The 23597-nt window shown below is 38.1% G+C and carries 19 protein-coding genes and 3 tRNA genes; 1 reads left to right on the top strand and 21 read right to left on the bottom strand.

Translation table 11 applies throughout. The features are described from left to right. Positions 1–18: 18 nt before the first annotated feature. Entirely contained in the window at positions 19–702 is a 684-nt protein-coding gene (locus KEM10_RS17850; protein WP_317196690.1) for an AlbA family DNA-binding domain-containing protein, read from the top strand. Here the strand turns inward: KEM10_RS17850 and KEM10_RS17845 are convergent. The 21 genes from KEM10_RS17845 to fbaA all read right to left on the bottom strand — a co-directional run bounded on the left by KEM10_RS17845 (position 699) and on the right by fbaA (position 23569). Next, positions 699–3578, bottom strand: coding sequence for a glycoside hydrolase family 3 N-terminal domain-containing protein (locus tag KEM10_RS17845; protein ID WP_212217491.1), 2880 nt, complete (start codon positions 3576–3578; stop codon positions 699–701). The two genes, KEM10_RS17850 and KEM10_RS17845, sit on opposite strands and share 4 nt — an antisense overlap. 12 nt (positions 3579–3590) lie before the next feature. Continuing rightward, complete coding sequence (locus KEM10_RS17840) at positions 3591–4757, bottom strand: exo-beta-N-acetylmuramidase NamZ family protein (RefSeq protein ID WP_212217489.1); 1167 nt, start codon at positions 4755–4757, stop codon at positions 3591–3593. Positions 4758–4809: 52 nt separating this feature from the next. Next, the gene (locus KEM10_RS17835) at positions 4810–5136 is read right to left on the bottom strand and encodes a DUF3467 domain-containing protein (RefSeq protein WP_212217486.1); all 327 of its coding nucleotides are present in this window, start codon (positions 5134–5136) and stop codon (positions 4810–4812) included. A gap of 71 nt (positions 5137–5207) precedes the next feature. Next, positions 5208–9482: a DNA-directed RNA polymerase subunit beta' gene (gene rpoC, locus KEM10_RS17830; protein ID WP_212217483.1), complete on the bottom strand. Its 4275-nt coding sequence runs from the start codon at positions 9480–9482 to the stop codon at positions 5208–5210. A gap of 77 nt (positions 9483–9559) precedes the next feature. Further along, on the bottom strand, positions 9560–13369 hold the full coding sequence (rpoB, locus tag KEM10_RS17825) for a DNA-directed RNA polymerase subunit beta (protein ID WP_212217481.1): 3810 nt from the start codon (positions 13367–13369) through the stop codon (positions 9560–9562). Between the two features lie 101 nt (positions 13370–13470). After that, positions 13471–13848 carry a 50S ribosomal protein L7/L12 gene (rplL, locus tag KEM10_RS17820; RefSeq protein ID WP_212217479.1) on the bottom strand — a complete coding sequence of 126 codons (378 nt, stop codon included), beginning with the start codon at positions 13846–13848 and terminating at the stop codon, positions 13471–13473. A gap of 33 nt (positions 13849–13881) precedes the next feature. Further along, complete coding sequence (gene rplJ / locus KEM10_RS17815; protein WP_212217477.1) at positions 13882–14400, bottom strand: 50S ribosomal protein L10; 519 nt, start codon at positions 14398–14400, stop codon at positions 13882–13884. A 29-nt stretch (positions 14401–14429) separates the two neighbouring features. Further along, on the bottom strand, positions 14430–15125 hold the full coding sequence (rplA, locus tag KEM10_RS17810; RefSeq protein ID WP_212217475.1) for a 50S ribosomal protein L1: 696 nt from the start codon (positions 15123–15125) through the stop codon (positions 14430–14432). A 19-nt stretch (positions 15126–15144) separates the two neighbouring features. Beyond that, complete coding sequence (gene rplK, locus KEM10_RS17805) at positions 15145–15588, bottom strand: 50S ribosomal protein L11 (protein ID WP_212217473.1); 444 nt, start codon at positions 15586–15588, stop codon at positions 15145–15147. A gap of 103 nt (positions 15589–15691) precedes the next feature. After that, a complete protein-coding gene (nusG, locus tag KEM10_RS17800; RefSeq protein ID WP_212217471.1) occupies positions 15692–16237 on the bottom strand; it encodes a transcription termination/antitermination protein NusG in 546 nt (181 codons plus the stop codon). Positions 16238–16261: 24 nt separating this feature from the next. Next, positions 16262–16456: a preprotein translocase subunit SecE gene (secE, locus tag KEM10_RS17795; RefSeq protein ID WP_212217469.1), complete on the bottom strand. Its 195-nt coding sequence runs from the start codon at positions 16454–16456 to the stop codon at positions 16262–16264. Between the two features lie 60 nt (positions 16457–16516). Next, a tRNA-Trp gene (locus tag KEM10_RS17790) sits at positions 16517–16589 on the bottom strand. A 47-nt stretch (positions 16590–16636) separates the two neighbouring features. After that, on the bottom strand, positions 16637–17824 hold the full coding sequence (gene tuf, locus KEM10_RS17785; protein WP_212217466.1) for an elongation factor Tu: 1188 nt from the start codon (positions 17822–17824) through the stop codon (positions 16637–16639). Between the two features lie 116 nt (positions 17825–17940). After that, positions 17941–18013: transfer RNA gene (locus KEM10_RS17780), tRNA-Gly, on the bottom strand. 21 nt (positions 18014–18034) lie between these two features. After that, positions 18035–18120 (bottom strand) — tRNA-Tyr (locus KEM10_RS17775). A gap of 195 nt (positions 18121–18315) precedes the next feature. Next, a complete protein-coding gene (gene hpf / locus KEM10_RS17770; protein WP_212217463.1) occupies positions 18316–18615 on the bottom strand; it encodes a ribosome hibernation-promoting factor, HPF/YfiA family in 300 nt (99 codons plus the stop codon). Positions 18616–18632: 17 nt separating this feature from the next. After that, positions 18633–19517 (bottom strand): tyrosine-type recombinase/integrase, encoded by an 885-nt coding sequence (locus KEM10_RS17765; RefSeq protein WP_212217460.1) that lies wholly within the window; start codon positions 19515–19517, stop codon positions 18633–18635. Positions 19518–19597: 80 nt separating this feature from the next. Then, positions 19598–19789 carry a 30S ribosomal protein S21 gene (gene rpsU, locus KEM10_RS17760; protein ID WP_212217458.1) on the bottom strand — a complete coding sequence of 64 codons (192 nt, stop codon included), beginning with the start codon at positions 19787–19789 and terminating at the stop codon, positions 19598–19600. Between the two features lie 176 nt (positions 19790–19965). Then, positions 19966–21021 carry a helix-hairpin-helix domain-containing protein gene (locus KEM10_RS17755; RefSeq protein ID WP_212217456.1) on the bottom strand — a complete coding sequence of 352 codons (1056 nt, stop codon included), beginning with the start codon at positions 21019–21021 and terminating at the stop codon, positions 19966–19968. 61 nt (positions 21022–21082) lie between these two features. After that, positions 21083–22399, bottom strand: coding sequence for a sodium-dependent transporter (locus tag KEM10_RS17750; RefSeq protein ID WP_212217454.1), 1317 nt, complete (start codon positions 22397–22399; stop codon positions 21083–21085). A gap of 93 nt (positions 22400–22492) precedes the next feature. After that, complete coding sequence (fbaA, locus tag KEM10_RS17745) at positions 22493–23569, bottom strand: class II fructose-bisphosphate aldolase (protein WP_244825989.1); 1077 nt, start codon at positions 23567–23569, stop codon at positions 22493–22495. Positions 23570–23597: the final 28 nt, after the last annotated feature.

Genomic DNA, 23597 nt, shown 5'->3' with positions numbered 1-23597 from the left:
GCACAAAATATTTTTGTTGTGGAAGCGAAGGAACTTTTAGATATGATTGCCGAAGGCGAGCATCAAACTCAGGATTTTAAATTTGCAGTTAATGACTCAAAAAAGATTGCTCGTTCATTGTCGGCTTTTGCCAATACCGATGGAGGAAGACTATTGTTGGGTGTAAAAGACAATGGCAAAATTGCAGGTGTGGAATCTGATGAAGAATATTACATGATTGAAGCTGCTGCCAAAATTCATTGTAAACCCAATGTTCCGTTCGAAACCAGAAAATGGGAAGTAGAAGGCAAAACGGTATTGGAAATCATCATTCCTAAAAGCAAAAAGAAACCACATAGTGCGCCGGATAAAGAGGGTAAACCCAAAGCATATGTTCGTGTAAAAGACCAAAATATTATGGTCAACCGCATTTTAATTGAAGTGTGGAAAAAGGAAAGAGAAGGAAGCGGTGGTATGTTAAAAATAAAATATGCCGAGAGTAAGCTTCTTACATACCTTGAAATAAATGGCTACATCACTTTTTCGAAGTTTTGTGGAATGGCACGTATTAGTCCACGTAAAGCGGAGAAGATTCTTATTAACCTGATTCATATGAAGGTGTTGGTAATGGATATTACCGAGAAACAAATTTTCTATAAGATGAATCCAAATCCTGTTGAACCTATAATAGGTGGCGAACAGGAATTACCTGAAGGATTCTAATTAGCTTGCTTTATTGCATCGTAAAATACCTGCTGAATTGAAGGTCGAATATTCTTTTGATACAGCAAACGGTTATCGCGCGTTGGATGTACCCGGTTTGATAAAAAGATATACAACATATTGTATTTCGGGTCCATCCACACAAACGTGCCGGTAAAACCACTATGACCAAAACTTTCAGGGCTCACACCCGGAGCCGGATACGATTGCTCGATAGTTAAGGTATCATTTCCAAATATTGGTTTATCAAATCCAACACCCCTCCTGTTTTCGTTCCCTCGAAATTGAACTTTCCTAAATTCCTCAACAACTTCCTCACTCAAATATCTTCGTCCTCCATATTCACCTCTTTGAAGATACATCTGCATCAATTTGGCCAAATCATCAGCTGAAGCAAATAAGCCAGCATTTCCGGAAATACCGCCCATTACAGCCGCAGCTTCATCGTGCACACGACCTTTACTGAGTTTATGCCTGAAATTATTATCCATTTCAGTCGGAACAATTCGAGTTATGTCCACCTTGGTTAAAGGATTATACCTCAAAGAAGACGCTCCCAACGGTTTAAAGAACTCACTGTATAAATACTGTTCGTAATCCTGATGAAACAGATTGCTTAACAACTCGGGATAAATCATAAACGATAAACCGCTATACTTGTATTTATGCTCATCCAATAAAGGCGATTTACGAATTGCTTTATAGATCTTCTTTTTAAAAGACGTTTTCAAGTACAAGTGATCATCTATTTGTAATGAATATTTTTCGGAGAAATGATCATCGTAGTATCTCTTTCTGTATTCACCATCCTTCAATGTAAAAGGATAATAATTAATGTAAGGCGTTAAAGCGGCCTGGTGTGTCAAGACTTCTCTAAAGCTCAAACCCTCCTTGTTAGATGGATGAAAAAGCTTCTTTTGCCAGTCGGGCCAATAAGCAGAAAAAGGCTGATCCAAATCAATTAAGCCTCCATCCACCCCTTTCATTATCAATGGCAGCGGCCCTGATATTTTGGTGACCGATGCTAAATCATACACATCATCGGCTTGAATCGCTTTAATACTATCATAGGTATGATAACCATAACACTTATTGAAAATTACCTTTCCATCGATGGCCACAAAAACACGGCACCCGGGAAAAGCTTTCATTGTCAGTCCTGCATTTACAACAGAATCAACTTTTGTATTGATATAGCTTGAATTAAGCTGTAACGCTTCCGGTTGGGTGTAACTCAACCGCCCCAATGATTGTAAATCAATCCCACAGCCAACTTTGTATTTATCACTTATTGATACCGGTAATTTTCCAGTAGCTGGTATGGCACCAAAAATCAATTGGTTTACCCAATCGCGTGTAATGGTATTATTTTCGTAGGTAAGAATGATACTATTAGCCTGATCAAAGTTTTCAATATCAGCTAACTTGTATTGATTTCCTTGAAATACTAAAATACAATTATTGGACGATAGATATTTGTCATACTGTGTCTTATACTTTTTGTATGTTTTAATATTTGGTAACAATAAAAGCTTTGTAGATTGATCTTCTCTAATGAAAGATTCCTTAGTTCCATCTATTATTTTCACATCTAAATACCTGCGAAAATTAGCTTTCCATTCTTCCTTATTTTCGAAACAAACCACTGATAAATTGAGTTCTTCCAAGTTTTTAAATGGTATATCAGCTTCATTTTTAATAACCGTGATTGCTTCCTTGTATAGTTGCTTTTTTAAATATCCTGCTTTAGCTAAATCTATTTCAGTGATTTCGTTACTTTTTAAACCACACTCATATTTTGCCAGTAATGCCTTTTTACATTTCTCCTCCAGTAATTTTCGTGGTAGTTTACCTGTCAAGAGAGCTTGCTTAACAACAGTGATTGATTTTTCGATATCGGGGCTAAACTCAATAATATCGTTACCAGCCAGAAGTGCTAACAATTCGTTTTGCCCTACTCCGGCATAATCCGAAACACCTTTCATGTTCATGGCATCTGTAATCACTAAACCATGAAACTCCATTTGCTCTTTAAGCAGATTTGTAACAATATTCTTTGATAAGCTTGATGGCAAATTTTTATTTTCCTCCAACGAAGTAACCGCTAAATGAGCCGTCATCACACCTTTTATTCCTTTATCAATTACATATTGAAACGGTACTAACTCAATACTATCTAATCTCTCTTTGCTGTGTGAAATAACAGGTAAAGTAAGATGTGAATCTTTATTGGTATCACCATGCCCTGGAAAGTGCTTAGCAACTGCAATTATTCCGGCATCTTGCAATCCCTTGGCATAAGCCCACGATTTTTGTGCAACATTTAGCGGATCTTCACCAAAAGAACGCTTTCCTATTACCGGATTATTAGGATTGTAATTAACATCTACAACAGGTGCCATATTAACATTAATCCCCATATCTTTCATTTGGCAACCAATCTCATATCCCATCTTATACAAAAGGCTATCATTCTGAATGGCACCCAAAGTCATTTGATAAGGAAATGACAGACCATCTTTAATACGCATACCCAATCCCCATTCTCCATCAATAGCCACCATTAATGGCACTGAAGAAACACCTTGAAATAGATGGATTAATTCACGAACTTCATCCTGTGTACTTTTAAAAAAAAGAACACCTCCGGGTTGAACACGACTAATTAAATCTTCATTTTGAGCCTGAACTTTTGAATTATTAGTGTTTTCAATGGCAATCCAAAACAACTGAGCTATTCGCTGATTATCAGATAAACGCTGATAAACACTATCCACCCAAAATTGTGCTTGCTTTGAATTGTTAAATAGCGAGTTGGTTTGAGCCGATGCAGACAATGTAATCATCAAGGCAAAAACCAGTAAAATATATTTCATAGGATTATCTTCTTAAGGATATAATAAGTATTTCTGCCTCATCTTAGTATAATCATCCAATTCCTTCTGCCAGCTTTTCTTGATACGATCTTCAGTCCATCCTTCTTTTATTTTCTTTAAAAGCGTATCATTACCTGCCAACAGGTTAAACCAGTTTTCTCTATCGATTAATGAATCTGCAGGAACGCATTTATTCATCAAATCGATGAAATATTGCAATGTAAAACGATGTGATAAATCTTCCTTTCGTAAATCGACTCCATAGCAGAGCTGATCTTGCTGAGGCGGATATTTCGACATCCCTTCTATGGAAACAGGTGTAAAAGTAAAATCTCCCATGCAATAATCGGGATAACCAATTACCTGAAACGGCATATACGTTCCGCGACCAATACTAATGGTAGTTGCTTCAAAAAAGCAAAGTGAAGGATACAAACGAATAGAAATATCATTCGGCAGATTAGGCGAAGGTTTGACAGGCAAAGAATAAGGCGTTTGATGCGTATAATGTTTCATTGGTATTACTGTCAGATTCACCATGACACTATCCTTTAACCAATGTTCCTGATTGATCATCTGAGCTAATTCTCCAACCGTGCATCCATGCACAACAGGTATGGGATGCATTCCAACAAATGATTGAAATTCTTTTTGCAGAACAGGTCCATCGCAATAGTCTCCATTGGGATTTGGTCGATCCAACACAATGAATTTTACACTATTCTCGGCACATGCTTCCATCATGTAATGCATCGATGATATATATGTATAGAAACGACATCCCACATCCTGAATATCGAAAATTACCACATCAATGTCTTGTAACGATTCTGCTGATGGCTTTTTACTTCTCCCATACATCGAAACAATAGGAATACCCGTTTCAACATCCACATTGCTTTTTATCGGCTCTCCGGCATCAGCCTTCCCCCTGAAACCATGTTCAGGAGCAAATACTTTTTGAACATCAATATTTAATGATAAAAGAGTATCTAGTAAGTGAGTTTGATCTACCAGCGAAGTGTGATTAACCAACAAACCAACTTTCTTATCTTTTACTAGAGGTAGATAAGATTCGAACTGTTCTGCTCCAAGTACAATCTCTTCCTTTTTTGTTTGAGCAGAAGTACATGAAACAGTCAGTAATAAGAAAATCCAGAATAATAATCGAGTGGGCATTTATTTTTTTCATAAAAATAAAAAAAACGGAGCAGATTGCCCCGTTTTATCTTTATGCTTGTCCGGTTGGACCAAAATTCATTGGCATTACGGGGCCTCCATCGGGACCTTGTGGTGCTGAATTTTTAATTGGTCCATGTATTGATTCGTATCGTTTGATGTTATCCATCAATGCATTCATTAAACGTTTGGCATGTTCTGGTGTAATAATTACACGCGATTTAACCTGTGCTTTAGGTACACCTGGCATTACACGCACAAAGTCTAATACAAACTCTGAAGGAGAATGAGTAATAACAGCAAGGTTTGAGTAAACACCTTGTGCAACATCCTCTTTCAGCTCGATATTCAATTGATTTTGATTCTTCTTGTCTTCCATAGTTATATTTTTTCGAAAAAGGGGAAGTCACTAACGTGCTCCCCCTCTCTCCTTATCTCAAAATAATTTGTTTAGTCCTGATTCTCTTCAACCACCTCTTTACCAACAAGGCGATCGAATTCTTCTCTGGATCCAACTACAACTTTGTTGAAAGTACGCACACCTGTACCGGCAGGAATCAAGTGACCACAGATCACATTTTCCTTCAATCCTTCTAATCTATCGATCTTACCTTGGATTGCAGCTTCGTTCAACACTTTAGTCGTTTCCTGGAAGGATGCAGCAGACATAAAGCTCTTAGTTTGAAGTGCGGCACGGGTAATACCCTGTAGTACCTGACTTGATGTTGCCGGAATAGCTTCACGAGCTGTAACAGTTTTCAAGTCACGACGCTTCAACTGAGAGTTTTCATCACGCAAACGACGGGCAGTAATGATCATGCCAGGTTTCAACGATTGTGAATCGCCAGCATCTTCAACTACTTTTTTACCCCAGATATTGTCGTTCTCTTCCATGAACTCAATCTTATCAACGATTTGTTTTTCCAGGAATTTAGTATCACCCGGATCAGCAATGTCAACTTTACGCATCATCTGACGCACAATAATTTCGAAGTGCTTATCGTTGATTTTTACACCTTGTAGACGGTATACATCCTGAACTTCGTTCACAATATATTCCTGTACAGCTGTAGGACCTTTAATGCTCAAGATATCGTTTGGTGTAGTTGCACCATCAGAAAGAGGTGTACCTGCACGTACGTAATCGTTCTCCTGAACAAGGATCTGTTTAGAAAGTGACACTAAGTATTTCTTAACTTCACCGATCTTAGAGGTTACCATGATTTCGCGGTTACCACGTTTGATTTTACCAAACGTCACCTCTCCATCAACCTCAGAAACTACAGCAGGGTTACTTGGGTTACGTGCCTCAAATAACTCGGTAACACGTGGAAGACCCCCTGTGATATCACCTGCTTTACCAACAGCACGTGGAATCTTAGCAAGGATCTGACCCATTTTAACCGCTTCACCTTCTTCTACTGAGATGTGAGCACCTACAGGTAAGTTGTATGTTTTAAGAATTTCTCCATCATCGCTTAATACACGTAATGAAGGGTTCTTAGTTTTATCACGAGTTTCAGTAATTACTTTTTCTTTGAAACCAGTTTGCTCATCCGACTCCTCTTTATAAGTAACACCGTCAATCATATTTTCAAAAGAAACCTTACCGGTTTTTTCTGTAATAATCAAGGCATTATATGGATCCCATTCACAAATTACATCGCCTTTCTTAATATCGGCTCCGTTTTTAATGCGAAGTTTAGCACCATAAGGAATTGGGTGTGTTGTTAAGGAAATATTCGTATTCTTATCGATGATACGCAATTCTGCCAAACGACCAATTACCACATCTACTTCATCTCCTTCTTCAGTGGTTGTTGGCACACTACGTAATTCATCAATCTCAACAACACCATCGTATTTAGCATTGATACTGTTTTCTGATGTGATGTTACCTGCGGTACCCCCTACGTGGAAGGTACGTAGTGTAAGCTGTGTACCCGGCTCACCAATCGACTGAGCAGCAATTACACCAACTGATTCACCCATTTGAACCATGCGACCTGTTGCCAGGTTACGTCCGTAACATTTAGCACAAACACCTTGCTTAGACTCACATGTTAATACTGAACGAATTTCTACACGCTCGATTGGAGAATCTTCAATCAATTGAGCTTGTGCTTCTACAATCTCTTCACCAGCACTTACTAGTTTTTCACCAGTACTTGGGTGATAAATATCGTGAACAGAAACACGTCCTAAAATACGTTCATATAGGGAAGCAACTACTTCTTCGTTATTCTTAATATCGGTTGCAGTCAAACCTCTTAAAGTACCACAATCTTCTTCCAGAATAACCACATCCTGAGATACGTCAACCAAACGACGAGTAAGGTATCCCGCATCCGCAGTTTTAAGTGCGGTATCCGCCAAACCTTTACGAGCACCGTGAGTAGAGATAAAGTACTCTAACACCGACAGTCCTTCTTTAAAGTTCGAAAGAATTGGGTTTTCAATAATCTGACCACCTTCAGCACCTGATTTTTGAGGTTTAGCCATCAGACCCCTCATACCTGATAACTGACGAATTTGTTCTTTAGAACCCCTCGCACCAGAATCAAGCATCATATATACTGAGTTGAAACCTTGTCTGTCTGAACTAATCTGGTTCATCAAAGTTTGAGTCAATCGAGCGTTAACATGCGTCCAAATATCGATAATCTGGTTGTAACGTTCGTTGTTGGTAATGAAACCCATGTTATAGTTATTCATTACTTCCTCTACTTCGTCGTATCCTTCCTGCACTAAAGTTTCTTTTTCAGCAGGAATAATAACATCACCTAAGTTAAACGACAATCCACCTTCGAAGGCCATGCGATAACCTAAGTTTTTAATCGCATCAAGGAACTGAGCCGTACGTGGAGCACCACATACTTTGTGAACATTTCCAATAATATCACGCAATGCTTTTTTAGTTAGCACTGTGTTGATATAACCTGCTTTTGAAGGAACGAACTCATTAAATAAGATACGTCCAACAGTGGTTTCAATTATAGTTTCATAGATTTCACCTTCCTCGTTAACATCATTGGTTTTCACCTTAACGATAGCATGAAGATCTACACGTTTTTCATTAAATGCAATTTTGGTTTCCTCTGGCGAATAGAAAGTTAATCCTTCACCTTTCGCACCTTCACGTGGCTTAGTCATGTAGTACAGACCCAAAACCATATCCTGAGAAGGTACAGTAATAGGAGCTCCGTTGGCAGGGTTCAAAATGTTTTGAGAACCTAACATCAACATTTGAGCTTCCAAAATTGCGGCATTACCTAATGGCAAGTGAACCGCCATCTGGTCACCATCAAAGTCAGCATTAAATGCCGAACAAGCCAATGGGTGTAATTGAATCGCTTTACCTTCAATCATTTTTGGCTGGAAAGCCTGAATACCTAGACGGTGAAGCGTAGGAGCACGGTTTAACAGTACCGGATGACCTTTCATTACGTTTTCCAAAATATCCCAAACTACAGGATCTTTACGGTCAACGATTTTCTTAGCTGATTTTACAGTCTTAACCACTCCGCGTTCAATCAACTTACGGATAACAAATGGTTTAAACAGCTCAGCGGCCATATCTTTTGGAATACCACACTCATGCATATTCAATTCAGGACCTACCACAATAACCGAACGAGCAGAGTAATCAACACGCTTACCTAACAAGTTCTGACGGAAACGTCCTTGCTTACCTTTCAAACTATCACTTAATGATTTTAAAGGACGGTTTGAATCGGTTTTAACAGCATTTGATTTACGTGAGTTATCGAATAATGAATCAACAGACTCCTGTAACATACGTTTTTCGTTACGTAAGATTACTTCCGGAGCTTTGATTTCGATTAATCGCTTCAATCGGTTATTACGGATAATAACACGACGATACAAATCATTCAAATCGGAAGTAGCAAAACGACCACCATCCAATGGTACCAATGGACGTAATTCCGGTGGTATAACTGGTACTACTTTTACAATCATCCATTCCGGACGATTGATACCTTGTGAATCACGGAACGACTCAACAACCTGTAGACGCTTTAAAGCCTCGTTCTTACGTTGCTGTGAAGTCTCGGTATTTGCTTTGTGACGTAAATCATATGATAGAGCATCCAAATCAATTCGTCCAAGCAACATATGTAATGCCTCAGCACCCATTTTTGCAATAAACTTGTTTGGATCGTCATCATCTAAATGTTGATTATCTTTTGGAAGAGTTTCAAGAATATCTAAATATTCCTCTTCTGTTAAGAAATCCATTTTATTGATACCATCTTCAGCTTTAACACCAGCATTAATAACAACATATCGCTCGTAATAAATGATAGTATCCAATTTTTTGGTTGGTAAACCAAGTAAGTAACCAATTTTATTAGGCAACGACTTGAAATACCAAATGTGAGCTACAGGAACTACCAACGAGATATGTCCCATTCTCTCACGACGCACCTTTTTCTCGGTTACTTCCACACCACAACGGTCGCAGACAATACCTCGGTACCTGATACGCTTATATTTACCACAGTGACATTCATAATCCTTTACCGGACCGAAAATTCTTTCACAGAATAATCCATCGCGCTCAGGCTTATATGTACGGTAGTTGATAGTTTCAGGTTTAAGCACTTCCCCACTCGACATTTCCAGAATTTCTTCTGGTGAAGCCAAGCCAATAGTGATTTTATTGAAACTAGTCTTTGCTTTCTGATCTCTTCTAAATGCCATATAGCGTAGAGTATTTGAAAATTATAAATATGGATATCAAGAGAATGATGCGAACACCATCCTCTTCGATCAGACTATTAATCTAAGTTTACGCTTAGTCCAAGACCACGCATTTCATGCAACAATACGTTTAATGATTCTGGAATACCTGCCTGAGGTAAACCATCACCCTTAACAATTGCTTCGTAAGCCTTAGCACGTCCGATTACATCATCCGATTTAACAGTTAAGATCTCTTGCAGGATATTAGCAGCACCAAATGCCTCTAATGCCCATACCTCCATCTCACCAAAACGCTGACCACCAAACTGTGCTTTACCACCTAATGGCTGCTGCGTAATTAATGAGTAAGGACCAATCGATCTGGCGTGCATCTTATCTTCTACCATGTGACCCAGTTTCAGCATGTAAATAACACCTACTGTTGCTGGCTGGTGGAAACGCTCACCTGTTCCTCCATCGTACAAATAAGTACGACCATAACGAGGAATACCTGCTTTATCGGTCCAACCGTTCAAATCATCCATTTTAGCACCGTCGAAGATTGGAGTAGCAAACTTAACTCCAAGGTTTTTACCGGCCCAACCAAGTACAGTTTCGTAAATCTGTCCAAGGTTCATCCTTGATGGTACACCTAATGGGTTCAATACAATATCAACTGGCGTTCCGTCTTCCAAGAAAGGCATATCTTCAGCACGTACAATACGCGATACAATACCTTTATTACCGTGACGTCCTGCCATCTTATCACCCACTGTAATCTTACGCTTTTTAGCGATGTAAACTTTAGCCAATTGTACAATACCAGCTGGAAGCTCATCACCAATAGTAACATTGTACTTCTGGCGCTTTTCAACAGCTTCTAACTCTTTGTACTTTTGACGATAGTTATGAATTACCTTAGAGATAAGTTCATTTTTATCTTTGTCTGTTGTCCAATTGTTAGGATTAACATTCAAATAATCAATGTCATTAAGGATTTTTTGAGTAAACTTAGTACCTTTAGATACAATATCAACTTCTAAATAATCCTTAACTCCCTGAGAAGTTTTACCGTTTAATTGAGTAAATAATTTATCAATCAATCGTCCTTTTACTTCTTCAGCTGATCTTTCAAAATCCTCATCAATTTTCGCAATCATGCTCTTTTCTGAAGAACGTGACTTACGGTCTTTGATATTTCGAGAGAACAACTTCTTGTCAATTACAACACCTTTTAATGATGGAGAAGCTTTTAATGATGCATCTTTAACATCACCTGCTTTTTCACCAAAAATGGCACGCAATAGTTTTTCTTCCGGAGTTGGATCACTCTCACCTTTTGGTGTAATCTTACCAATTAAGATATCACCTGGCTTAACGTGTGCTCCAATTCGGATCAAACCATTCTCATCTAAATCTTTAGTAGCCTCTTCACTAACATTTGGAATGTCAGAAGTTAATTCTTCCAATCCACGTTTTGTGTCACGCACTTCCAAAGAATATTCATCAATATGAACAGATGTAAAAATATCGTCGCGAACTACTTTTTCAGAAATTACAATCGCATCCTCAAAGTTATACCCTTTCCAAGGCATAAACGCTACTTTAAGGTTACGTCCCAAACCAAGTTCACCTTTTTCAGTTGAGTAACCATCAGACAAAATCTGACCAGCTGCTACTCTCTGACCCTTTGTTACCAATGGCTTAACATCGATACTTGTGTTCTGGTTTGTTTTCTGATATTTAACTAATCGATAACGTTTAGTTTCACCTTCAAAGCTAACAAAACGCTGATCTTCAGTTTGATCGTAACGAATAACAATTTCATCAGCATCAACATACTCAACAACACCATCACCTTCGGCAACAACCTGAGTACGTGAATCCTGAATTAATTTACCTTCCAATCCGGTTCCAACAATAGGTGATTCAGGACGTAACAATGGTACAGCCTGACGCATCATGTTAGATCCCATCAATGCACGGTTTGCATCATCATGCTCCAAGAAAGGAATTAAAGATGCCGCAACAGATGCAATCTGGTTTGGAGCAACGTCCATCATGTGAACTTCGTTCGGTTCTACAACCGGGAAGTCACCTTCTTCACGAGCCTTAACTTTGTCATTAACAAAGTTACCATCGTCTTGTAAAGGAGCATTTGCCTGAGCAATTATTTTTTCTTCTTCTTCCTCTGCAGTAAGATAAGATACTCCTTCGTTTGATAAATCAACTTTTCCTTGTTCTACCTTACGGTAAGGAGTTTCGATAAATCCAAGGTCATTAATCTTAGCATACACACATAATGAAGAAATCAAACCAATGTTTGGACCTTCAGGTGTTTCAATCGGACACAAACGACCATAGTGAGTATAGTGTACGTCACGAACCTCGAAACCTGCACGCTCACGCGACAGACCACCAGGACCTAATGCTGACATACGACGTTTGTGTGTAATCTCAGCCAATGGGTTTGTTTGATCCATAAACTGAGACAAAGCATTCGTTCCAAAGAAACTATTAATTACAGAAGACAAAGTCTTACTGTTTATCAAGTCAATTGGAGTAAATACTTCATTATCGCGTACGTTCATACGCTCACGAATGGTACGAGCCATACGCGCTAAACCAACGCCAAACTGATTAGCCATTTGTTCACCAACGGTTCTTACACGACGGTTACTCAAGTGGTCAATATCATCTACGTCGGTTTTTGAGTTAATCAACTGAATAAGGTGCTTGATAATAGCGATAATATCTTCGCGTGTAAGTACTTTATTTTCCCAGTCGGTACTCAAATTTAATTTTTTATTCAATCGATAACGTCCTACATCTCCTAAGTCATAACGCTTATCAGAGAAGAACAATTTATCGATGACATCACGAGCGGTAGCCTCATCAGGCGGCTCGGCATTTCTTAATTGTCGATAGATATGGACTACAGCCTCTTTTTCAGAGTTACATGGGTCTTTCTGAAGAGTATTGTAGATAATTGCAAAATCGGAAAGGTTAGTATTTTCCTTGTGCAATAGAATGGTTTTAGTACCAGAGTCAATAATTTCCTCTACGTGCTCGTCAGTGATAACAGTTTCACGATCGATAATAACTTCGTTACGTTCGATCGAAACTACCTCACCAGTATCTTCATCTACGAAATCCTCAATCCATGATTTAAGAACACGGGCAGCCAACTTACGGCCAACCACTTTCTTCAGGCTTGATTTATTGACTTTAATTTCATCAGCAAGGTCGAAGATTTCAAGAATATCCTTGTCACCTTCATATCCAATTGCTCTCAACAACGTTGTTACCGGAAGCTTTTTCTTACGGTCGATGTAAGCATACATCACGCTGTTAATATCGGTAGCAAATTCGATCCATGAACCTTTAAATGGAATTATACGGGCTGAGTAAAGCTTTGTACCGTTCGCATGAACACTTTGGCCAAAGAATACACCAGGAGAACGGTGTAACTGACTTACAACAACACGCTCCGCTCCATTAATGATAAAGCTACCTTTATCGGTCATGTAAGGAATTGTGCCCAAATATACATCTTGTACCACCGTATCAAAGTCCTCGTGCTCAGGATCGGTACAGTACAACTTTAATTTGGCTTTTAGAGGTACGCTAAAAGTTAAACCTCTTTCTATGCACTCTGAGATGCTATATCGTGGTGGATCGATTGAGAAATCAAGAAACTCAAGAACGAAGTTGTTTCTTGTATCCGTAATGGGGAAATTCTCATTGAAAACCTGATATAACCCCTCCAATTTCCGCTCTTCTGGGGTAGAACCCATTTGGAAGAATTCGCGGAAAGATTTTAATTGAACTTCCAGTAAGTCAGGGTAATCTAACTTATTCTTTATGGAAGCAAAACTAATCCTTTCGGTAGTATTTGGAGTCATCTATCAACAAATTTATTGAACCTAAAATATTAAAGCACAAAAAGGTTTAGGAGCCCCGCTGCGCGGGATTCCTAAACCGTAATCCTTATATAGGAATTAAATTACTTAAGTTCAACTTCTGCTCCTGCCTCTTCTAATTGAGATTTTAATGCTTCAGCTTCTTCTTTAGTTACTTTTTCCTTCAATGGAGCTGGTGCTTTGTCAACTAATTCTTTAGCTTCTTTAAGACCTACTCCAGTCATTTCTTTCACTAACTTAACGATAGCTAATTTTGAACCACCTGGTGACTTTAAGATTACGTCAAACTCAGTTTGTTCAGCAGCAGCACCAGCATCACCACCAGCAGCAGGACCAGCTACAGCAACAGCAGCAGCTGCAGGTTCGATACCATACTCCTCTTTTAATACTTCAGCTAGTTCGTTAACTTCTTTAACAGTCAAATTTACTAATTCTTCTGCAAGCTTTTTGATATCAGCCATTTTTCTATCTATTAAATATTGTTTCTACTTTAATTATTCTTTTTCTCCTAATGTTTGTAATAATCCGTGAATAGTCGATCCGCCTGATTGAAGAGCAGACACAACATTTTTCATCGGAGACTGTAGCAATGCCACAACTTCTGCAAGAACTTCGTCCTTAGACTTGATGTTGCACAATGCTTCAAGTTGATCTTCGCCAATGTAAAGAGATTCTTCTACATAAGCACTTTTTAGAGTTGGTTTTGCGTTAGCTTTACTAAACTCTTTAATCAACTTGGCAGGAACGTTACCTGTGTTGGAGAATAAAACAGCAGTTGTTCCTTTGAATGTTGCGTACATATCACCGAATTCACCTTCTACTTGTTCCAAAGCTTTCTGTAAAAGGGTGTTTTTAACCATCACCATTTTTACTTCTTTCTTGAAACACTCACGACGCAGGTCGCTACTTTTTTCAGCGTTTAAACCACCTGCTTCAGTTACGTAAAAGTGACTGTACTCGTTAATACTTGCAACTAAATCATTGATAACCGTATTTTTATCTTCTTTTCTCATGATTCCTTCTTCTTTTTAAAGATTAAACATTAAGCATCAACCGATTTAGGTTCAATGCGAAGCCCAGGACTCATAGTACTTGAAAGACCAATACTTTTAACGTAAGTTCCTTTAGCCGAACTTGGCTTAAGTTTCATGATTGTACTCATGAATTCTCTTACGTTATCAACGATTTTATCTTCACTAAATGATACCTTACCAACTGATGTATGTACAATACCATAGCGATCTACTTTAAAGTCGATTTTACCGGCTTTAACTTCGTTAACCGCCTTAGCAATGTCCATGGTTACAGTACCACTCTTAGGGTTTGGCATTAAGCCACGAGGACCTAAAATACGCCCTAGAGCACCTACTTTCGCCATTACACTTGGCATGGTTATAATCACGTCCACATCGGTCCAACCGCCTTTGATTTTCTCAATGTATTCGTCTAGTCCAACATAATCGGCACCTGCTGACTTTGCTTCCTCTTCTTTGTCAGGAGTACATAACACTAAAACACGTGTTACTTTTCCTGTTCCGTGAGGCAAAGTCACAACACCTCTTACCATCTGATTCGCTTTACGTGGGTCAACACCCAAGCGAACATCGATATCAATAGATGCGTCGAATTTAGTAGTGGTAACTTCCTTTACCAATTTCGCAGCTTCCTCAACAGAGTATTGTTTAGAGGCATCGATTTTTTCTAACGCTAACTTTTTATTTTTTGTTAGTTTTGTCATTTTCGCAAAAAGGTGTTAATTAGTTACTACCTGGGAATTCACCCGATACGGTTACTCCCATACTTCTGGCGGTACCGGCGATCATCCTCATTGCAGATTCAACTGTAAAACAATTCAAGTCAGCCATTTTATCTTCGGCAATAGCTTTCACCTGATCCCAGGTTACAGAACCAACTTTCTTACGGTTAGGTTCTGATGAACCTCCCTTAAGCTTAGCCGCTTCCATAATTTGAACAGCTGCCGGTGGTGTTTTAATAACAAAATCAAAAGATTTGTCTTTATACACCGAGATAACTACAGGTAAAACCTTACCGGCTTTTTCCTGTGTTCTGGCATTGAATTGCTTGCAGAACTCCATAATGTTCACCCCTTTGGCACCCAATGCTGGACCTACCGGAGGTGAAGGATTCGCTGCACCACCTTTTATCTGAAGTTTGATAAAAGCTTCTACTTCTTTAGCCATTGTAGCAATTCGTATTTATTAATTATAAATATAGATAAGTAAAGATCATCACTTGTAGTATGCAAACAAAATGTTTACATGGAAGCTGGTTTCTACTAAGCAACTACTCTTTTTCTACCTGCATAAAACTTAATTCTAATGGTGTTTTTCTTCCAAAAATTTTCACCATTACTTTTAGCTTCTTCTTCTCTTCGTTTACTTCTTCAATCAATCCGTTGAATCCACTAAAAGGTCCGTCAATTACTTTTACTGTTTCACCAACAAAGTAAGGAACGTTAATTTCTTCATCAGTTTCATTCAGTTCGTCAACTTTTCCTAAGATACGGTTAACTTCTGATTGGCGCAATGGAATCGGATTTGAATCATTGTCACCTAAGAAACCTATTACATTTGGTATATTGCGTAAGATGTGAGGTATCTCTCCTACCATGGCTGCTTCAACCAATACGTAACCTGGCAAATAAGGACGCTCCTTACTTACTTTTTTTCCATTACGAATTTGATAAACCTTCTCAGTAGGAATCAGAACCTGACTTACATAGTCAGTTAGTTTCAAGCCAGCAATCTCGCTCTCAACATATTCTTTTACCTTTTTTTCTTTTCCACCGATTGCTCGGAGTACATACCATTTTTTATCGACTTCGGCCATTTATTAAAGTCCTCTATATAGTGATTAGTAAAGTCGTTTGTAAACCCAATCAATAACATTATCAAAAGCAGAATCCATGCCAAAGATAATTGCAGCAATAATCAATGAGGCTACCATAACAACAATTGCGCTGTTAGTTAATTCAGGCCATGTTGGCCATGATGTTTTATTTACTAACTCGTTATGAACGTCCTTAAAATATGCTGTTAATTTACTCATAATCTTGTTTCATTAATGTGCCGGTTTCATTACTTATTGTTTTGAAACCGGCTTTTTAAGCACGGGAGGAGCGACTCGAACGCCCGACACCTGGTTTTGGAGACCAGTGCTCTACCAACTGAGCTACACCCGTAAAAGAACCGGAAACTTTCGCTTCCGGTTTTATATGCTAATCAATGATTAGTCAAGAATTTCAGTTACCTGACCAGCACCAACTGTACGACCTCCTTCGCGGATAGCGAAACGAAGACCTTGGTTCAATGCTACTGGGTAGATCAAATCTACAGTGATAGTTACGTTATCACCAGGCATTACCATTTCAGTTCCTTCTGGAAGAGAGATCTCACCAGTTACGTCCAATGTACGTAAGTAGAACTGAGGACGGTATTTATTATGGAATGGAGTGTGACGTCCACCTTCTTCTTTTTTCAATACGTAGATCTCACCTTTAAATTTAGAGTGAGGAGTGATTGATCCTGGCTTAGCCAATACCATACCACGCTTGATTTCTTGCTTGTCGATACCACGAAGTAATAAACCTACGTTATCACCAGCTTCACCACGGTCAAGAATCTTACGGAACATCTCAACACCAGTACAAACAGTTTTCTTACCTTCTGCACCTAGTCCGATGATTTGCATTTCTTCACCAGAGTTGATTACACCAGTTTCGATACGACCTGTAGCAACAGTACCACGACCAGTAATCGAGAATACGTCCTCAACAGGCATTAAGAAATCTTTTTCAACATCACGTGGAGGAAGTGGAATCCACTCATCAACAGCGGCCATCAATTCCATTACTTTAGCAACCCACTCAGCTTCACCATTCAAGGCACCTAGAGCAGAACCCATGATTACTGGAGAATCATCACCTTCGAACTCATAAAAGCTTAATAGATCACGAACTTCCATTTCAACAAGCTCTAACAATTCCTCATCATCAACCATGTCAACTTTGTTCAAGAAAACAACGATTTTAGGAACGTTTACCTGACGACATAATAGGATGTGCTCGCGAGTTTGAGGCATAGGACCATCAGTAGCAGCACATACAAGAATTGCTCCGTCCATCTGAGCAGCACCAGTTACCATGTTCTTTACGTAATCCGCGTGACCTGGACAGTCAACGTGTGCGTAGTGACGGTTTTCTGTTTGATACTCAACGTGAGCAGTGTTAATAGTAATACCCCTTTCTTTCTCTTCAGGAGCGTTATCAATTTGATCGAAGTCTCTTGCTTCACTCAATCCAGCTTCTGCTAAAACTTTTGTAATAGCAGCAGTTAAAGTAGTTTTACCGTGGTCAACGTGACCAATGGTACCGATATTAACGTGAGGCTTCGTCCTTTGAAATGTTTCTTTAGCCATAACTCGAAATATTAGACAATTAGATATAAATTGAATCTTAAACTAACTCTATTTTTTTGCATTGTCAATTTTTTAACAATACAAAAGGGAACTTCATTCTTATCACTTATAAAGTGAGCGGAAGACGGGGCTCAAACCCGCGACCCTCAGCTTGGAAGGCTGATGCTCTATCAACTGAGCTACTTCCGCAAAAAAGAATTAAAATTCCTTTGGTGGGGAGAGCAGGATTCGAACCTACGAAGTCGTAAGACAGCGGAGTTACAGTCCGCCCCAGTTGGCCACTTTGGTATCTCCCCAACATATATTATCAAAATGTTTTTCAATATTAAAAACCACGTTTGGTTTCTCTTTTTCATTTCAATAGGCCGATCACCTTGGTCAATCAGCCTATTAAGTTCATTTTCAAGCAGCACAGTCTGTACTATCCTAAAAACGGTGTGCAAATGTATAATTTATTTTCAACAACACAAAAAAAACGCTTTTTTTTTTGGCTATTTGGCACGCACCTTTTCCTTCCATTTTATCAACTGTTTACGTAAAGCATCAACACATAAGTCTACACCTTCTTCAAAACTTTTTGTTTGCTTTTTGGCAAACAAATCTCCACCTGGCACATTTAAACTTATTTCTGAAACTTTATTTTCAGTTGAGTCTGACTTTTCTACTTTTAAAATCACTTCGGCAGATACAATACCATCAAAAAACTGATCCAACTTATTTACTTTTTGTTGGATGAACTCTTCCAATTGTTCGGAAGCGGTAAAGCGTACAGATTGAATTGTAACATTCATATGCAATCCTCCTTCTTTTAGGCTCTCGGATGAGCCTGTTTATAAATCGAATTTAACTTCTCGTAAGAATTGTGGGTATAAACCTCCGTAGCGGCCAAATTTGCATGCCCCAACAATTCCTTTATCGCATTTAAGTCGGCACCTTTATTAAGCAAAGCTGTTGCAAATGAATGCCTAATAACATGCGGACTTTTTTTGGTGACCGTAGACACTTGACTAAGATAGCGATTTACTACCCTATAAACCAACTTTTGATACACCGGATTTCCTTTATCAGTAAGAAAAAGAACTTTATTTTTTACTTCCGGGAAAGTTTGTTTTCTCTTATTAATATAACTAACTAATGCCATCTTTAGTTCTTTGGTAACAGGAACAATTCTTTCTTTATTTCTCTTACCTAAAACTTTAATTACTTCATTAGAGAAATCAATTTGAGAAATTGTTAATTCTACCAACTCTGAAAGTCGCATTCCGGTAAAATAAAACAGATCAATTATGGTTTTATTGCGCACCCCCGAATAATCTTCTCCAAAATCGATTTGATCCAATAGAATATCCATTTCGGTTTCTTTCACAAAAATCGGCAATCGCTTTGGAATTTTTGGTGTGGTAACTTTATCTGTTGGATTACTCTCTAACACTTCTTCCCGGATGAGAAAACGGAATAACACTTTAAGTGTTGAGATTTTTCTTGTGACCGTTCTGGCAGATACACCTTGGTCAAGCATTTCAACCATCCACTGGCGGATGATTTTTGCAGTAACTTTTTGCCAGTTGTTTATCTCCTTTTCTTCAAGATAATCACAAAACTGACCAACATCGTTCTTATAGGCAGTCAGCGTATGAACTGAACTGCGCTTTTCGAACTCAAGATATTTATAGAATGAATTTATATTTTGCATCAACAGAGGGTGCCTTTTTACGCTCTAACGAATATACGAAAAAATCAGCAATAAACCGACGCCCTCTTCCGCAAAAATATCTATTCAGCTTCGCGCTGCAACTGCTCAATATATGCAGCTTTCTTAACTTCTTCTCTTCTAACTACAGAAGGCTTGGTGAATGCTTGACGAGATCTTAACTCACGCATTGTACCTGTCTTTTCAAATTTTCTTTTGAACTTCTTCAAGGCTCTCTCAATGTTTTCGCCTTCTTTAATTGGAATAACTATCATAACGCTTTCTTTAATTTTTTATTTAGGCTGCAAAAGTACCCATTAAATCGCAAAAAATCAATCTTATCGGAAGCAATTACTATTTACCTTGAAATTTTGCAGGTGCAAAGAAAAGGAAGTTTACTGATTACAACAAATTTTGCGACCCTTTTTTAGCAGTTTTTAATACACTTTTATTAGTTATCGGTAAAATATTGTCGAATCCTGTTTTTATCAGCTGCATCAAACGATTTATTTTGAATGATATCATCCAAAACAACGGATGATTTATTTCTGGCTTCGTAAATATCTTTAGCCTGATAAAAGTTCATATAAGGATGATCTTTCATTCTTTTAAGACTGGCCCTATTAATATTAACCTTTTGAACCAACAAAGTATCAACTATAATATACTCCTTATTGTCATTAATAACAATGGGAGAAATTCCTTCAACTTCACCTAATTGATCAATATTATAAAATCCTCCTAACTTTTTTCTGTAATAAACAATCCTACGCGCCAACACCTTACCTATTCCTCTAAGCAAGCGTAGTTCAGCTGTATCAGCTGCGTTTAGTTCAATCTGAAAGTGCTCTGTAAGAACTTTTTCCGAATGCTTTTTTATCAATAAAGTATCTTTTGCATTGATCCAATCCTGAAAATTCCAACTTTGCAATACATTAACAGATATTCTTTGATTGAAGTAATAGGATTTTTTGACTCTTAAAATATCACCACCTATTTGTGAGTTAATTTTAAGCTGATGCAACTTTGCTGAATCCTGTATATTTAAATCAATTTTATAATCGTAGTTAGAATATGCTTGCGTAGATTGTTTCGCAACTTCCTTCTCATTAGTCTTAAAAACGAGGTAGGGCTTTATCTCATTCAAATGAGCCGAATCCATTCCATAAATATGAGAGAGCTTTTCAAAATCTTTTATCTTCCCTCCTGCTTTTCGGTACTTTATTAGGTTATTGGAGGCGTAATCAGAAAATCCCAAAAGAATTAACTCCTCTTTTGAAACCAAGTTAGGGTTGAAAGAAAAATACTCTATACTTTTTGCTTTAGGTTGAATAACCGCATTTGATTGATTCATTTTGTGAATCCATTCCTGCAGTTCTTCATCAACCTCTTCGGGTTGAAAGGAAGGTTTAACAAAAAGAAATCCGGTAAGAACAATAAGTATAAAGAACAGGCTGAATACTCCAACCTGCTCTCGTTTTGTTAATGTTAAAAGTTCGCGCCACATAATAAACAGTTTAAAAGCCTAACCTCTTCCACTGTTCATCTGCACACGGCTTTATGTCATATTATAAAATGCCAATACCATTAAGAAAGACTAGTCCAATAGCAATTGGTGCAATAAATTTAAGAATAATCATGATTACACCAATCATTCGCACTTTACCTCCATGAGCTGAAAGTTCTTCTTTTGCTTTTAGCTTACCCAAGATCCAGCCAACAAAAATCGAAATTAAAATTCCACCTAATGGTAATAAAATATTAGCCGTAGTATAATCGAAGAAATTAAAAATACTTGAACTAAAAACGGCCATCAAGCCAAATAAGGTAATTGAAACTGTAGCCACAATGGTTGCCCAGCTTCTTTTCATCCCTAACTCTTCAGAGAAATATGCCACCACCACTTCAAGTAATGAAACAGATGAAGTAAGTGCTGCTATCACTAATAAAAAGAAGAATGCAACAGAAAATATATAACCACCGGCCATATGTTTAAATACATTAGGTAGAGTTTCAAAAACTAAACCGGGTCCTGCTGTTGGATCAATTCCAAAGGCAAATACGGCTGGAAAAATGGCAACACCAGCTAAAACAGCAATTAAAGTATCGGCCATAGAAACAGAAACAGCTGTCTCTAAAAGATTTTCTTTTTTCTGAATATAAGATCCATAGGTAGCAATAACTCCCATACCTATACTTAATGAGAAAAAGGCCTGCCCCAATGCTTCCAGAATAACATTACCGGTTACTTTCGAAAAATCTGGTTTAAATAAAAACGCGAAGCCTTCCCCTGCTCCTTCTAAAGTTGCTGATTTAATACCTAAAACAACAATGATTACAAATAATACCGGCATTAATATTTTGGTATAGCGCTCAATCCCCTTTTTAACGCCACCAATAACAATTGCACCTGTCAACAACATAAATACAACCATCCAGATGACGGGTCCTGTTTTTGATTCAGAAAACTCCTTAAAGAAAGTTGATAATTCGGAAGATGACATATCCAATAAGTTATTACCTACCGCTAGGTATGTATATTCAAGAGTCCAACCGGCCACAACAGAGTAAAATGCTAAAATCATAAAAGCAGCGCCAACTCCCATAATCCCTACAACCATAAAAACCGGATAATTGGGCGCCAATGATTTAAAAGCACCAAATACATTCTTTTGCGCTCTTCTACCTATAAGTAATTCTGATAACATTACCGGAATACCTATTGCCAGAATGAATAATAAATAAACTAATAAAAAGGCTCCTCCACCGTTTTCTCCCACAACATACGGAAACCTCCAAATATTACCCAGTCCTACGGCAGAACCGGCAGCAGCAGCAATCACACCAAATTTTCCGGTGAAGCTATCTCTTGTATCGATACTCATCTTACTTAATACTTTGAAATTATATACCTACAATAAAAAAGAGGCACAAGATACAAAACCCGTGCCTCTTTTAAGTATAAGTTTCTTAAAATATTATAAACGATCTATACAGTTAAGATCTTCAAAAGCAACTTTCAAGCGATCAACCAAAGTTACTTGTCCTGCACGTAACCATACGCGAGGATCGTAATATTTCTTATTTGGTTTATCATCACCATCAGGATTACCAATCTGACCTTGAAGATAATCGTGGTTTTCAGCTTCGAACTTACGAACACCATCCCAAGTAGCCCACTGAGTATCAGTATCGATATTCATTTTGATAACACCATAGCTGATTGCTTCACGAATTTCTTCCAAAGTAGATCCTGATCCACCGTGGAATACAAAGTTTACTGGTTTTTCAGCTGTATTGTATTTGTCTTGAATATACTTTTGAGAAGCATCTAAGATAGAAGGCTTCAACACCACGTTACCTGGCTTGTAAACACCGTGTACATTACCAAATGAAGCAGCAATAGTGAAGTTAGGAGAAATTTTCAACAACTCTTCGTATGCGAAAGCAACTTCTTCAGGTTGAGTGTAAAGTAATGCGTTGTCAACATCAGAGTTGTCAACACCATCTTCTTCACCACCAGTAATACCTAATTCAATCTCTAAAGTCATACCCATTTTACTCATACGAGTTAAGTATTCTTTACAGATTTCGATATTTTCTTCCAATGGCTCTTCAGAAAGATCTAACATATGTGAGCTGAACAATGGCTTACCAGTCTCAGCAAAATGTTTTTCACTTGCATCTAACAATCCGTCGATCCAAGGTAATAATTTTTTAGCAGCGTGGTCAGTGTGCAAGATAACAGGTACACCATAAGCTTCAGCAATAGTGTGAACATGCTTGGCAGCAGAAACAGCACCTAAAATTTGAGCTTCTTGCCCGTCAAGTTTCAATCCTTTACCTGCGAAGAAAGCAGCACCACCGTTTGATAGCTGAATCATTACAGGAGAATTCACCACTTTGGCAGCTTCTAAAATAGCATTAATAGAATCGGTACCTACAACATTTACTGCAGGCATTGCAAAACCTTCAGCTTTTGCTACTGCAAACAATTTACTTACGTCGTCGCCAGTTACTACACCTGGTTTTACCACGTCTAAAACTTTTCCCATAATTCAAATATTGAAATTTAGAATAAAT

Source organism: Carboxylicivirga linearis, assembly GCF_018271995.1.
Lineage (GTDB): Bacteria > Bacteroidota > Bacteroidia > Bacteroidales > Marinilabiliaceae > Carboxylicivirga > Carboxylicivirga linearis.
This window is presented reverse-complemented; position numbering and strand designations above follow the sequence as displayed.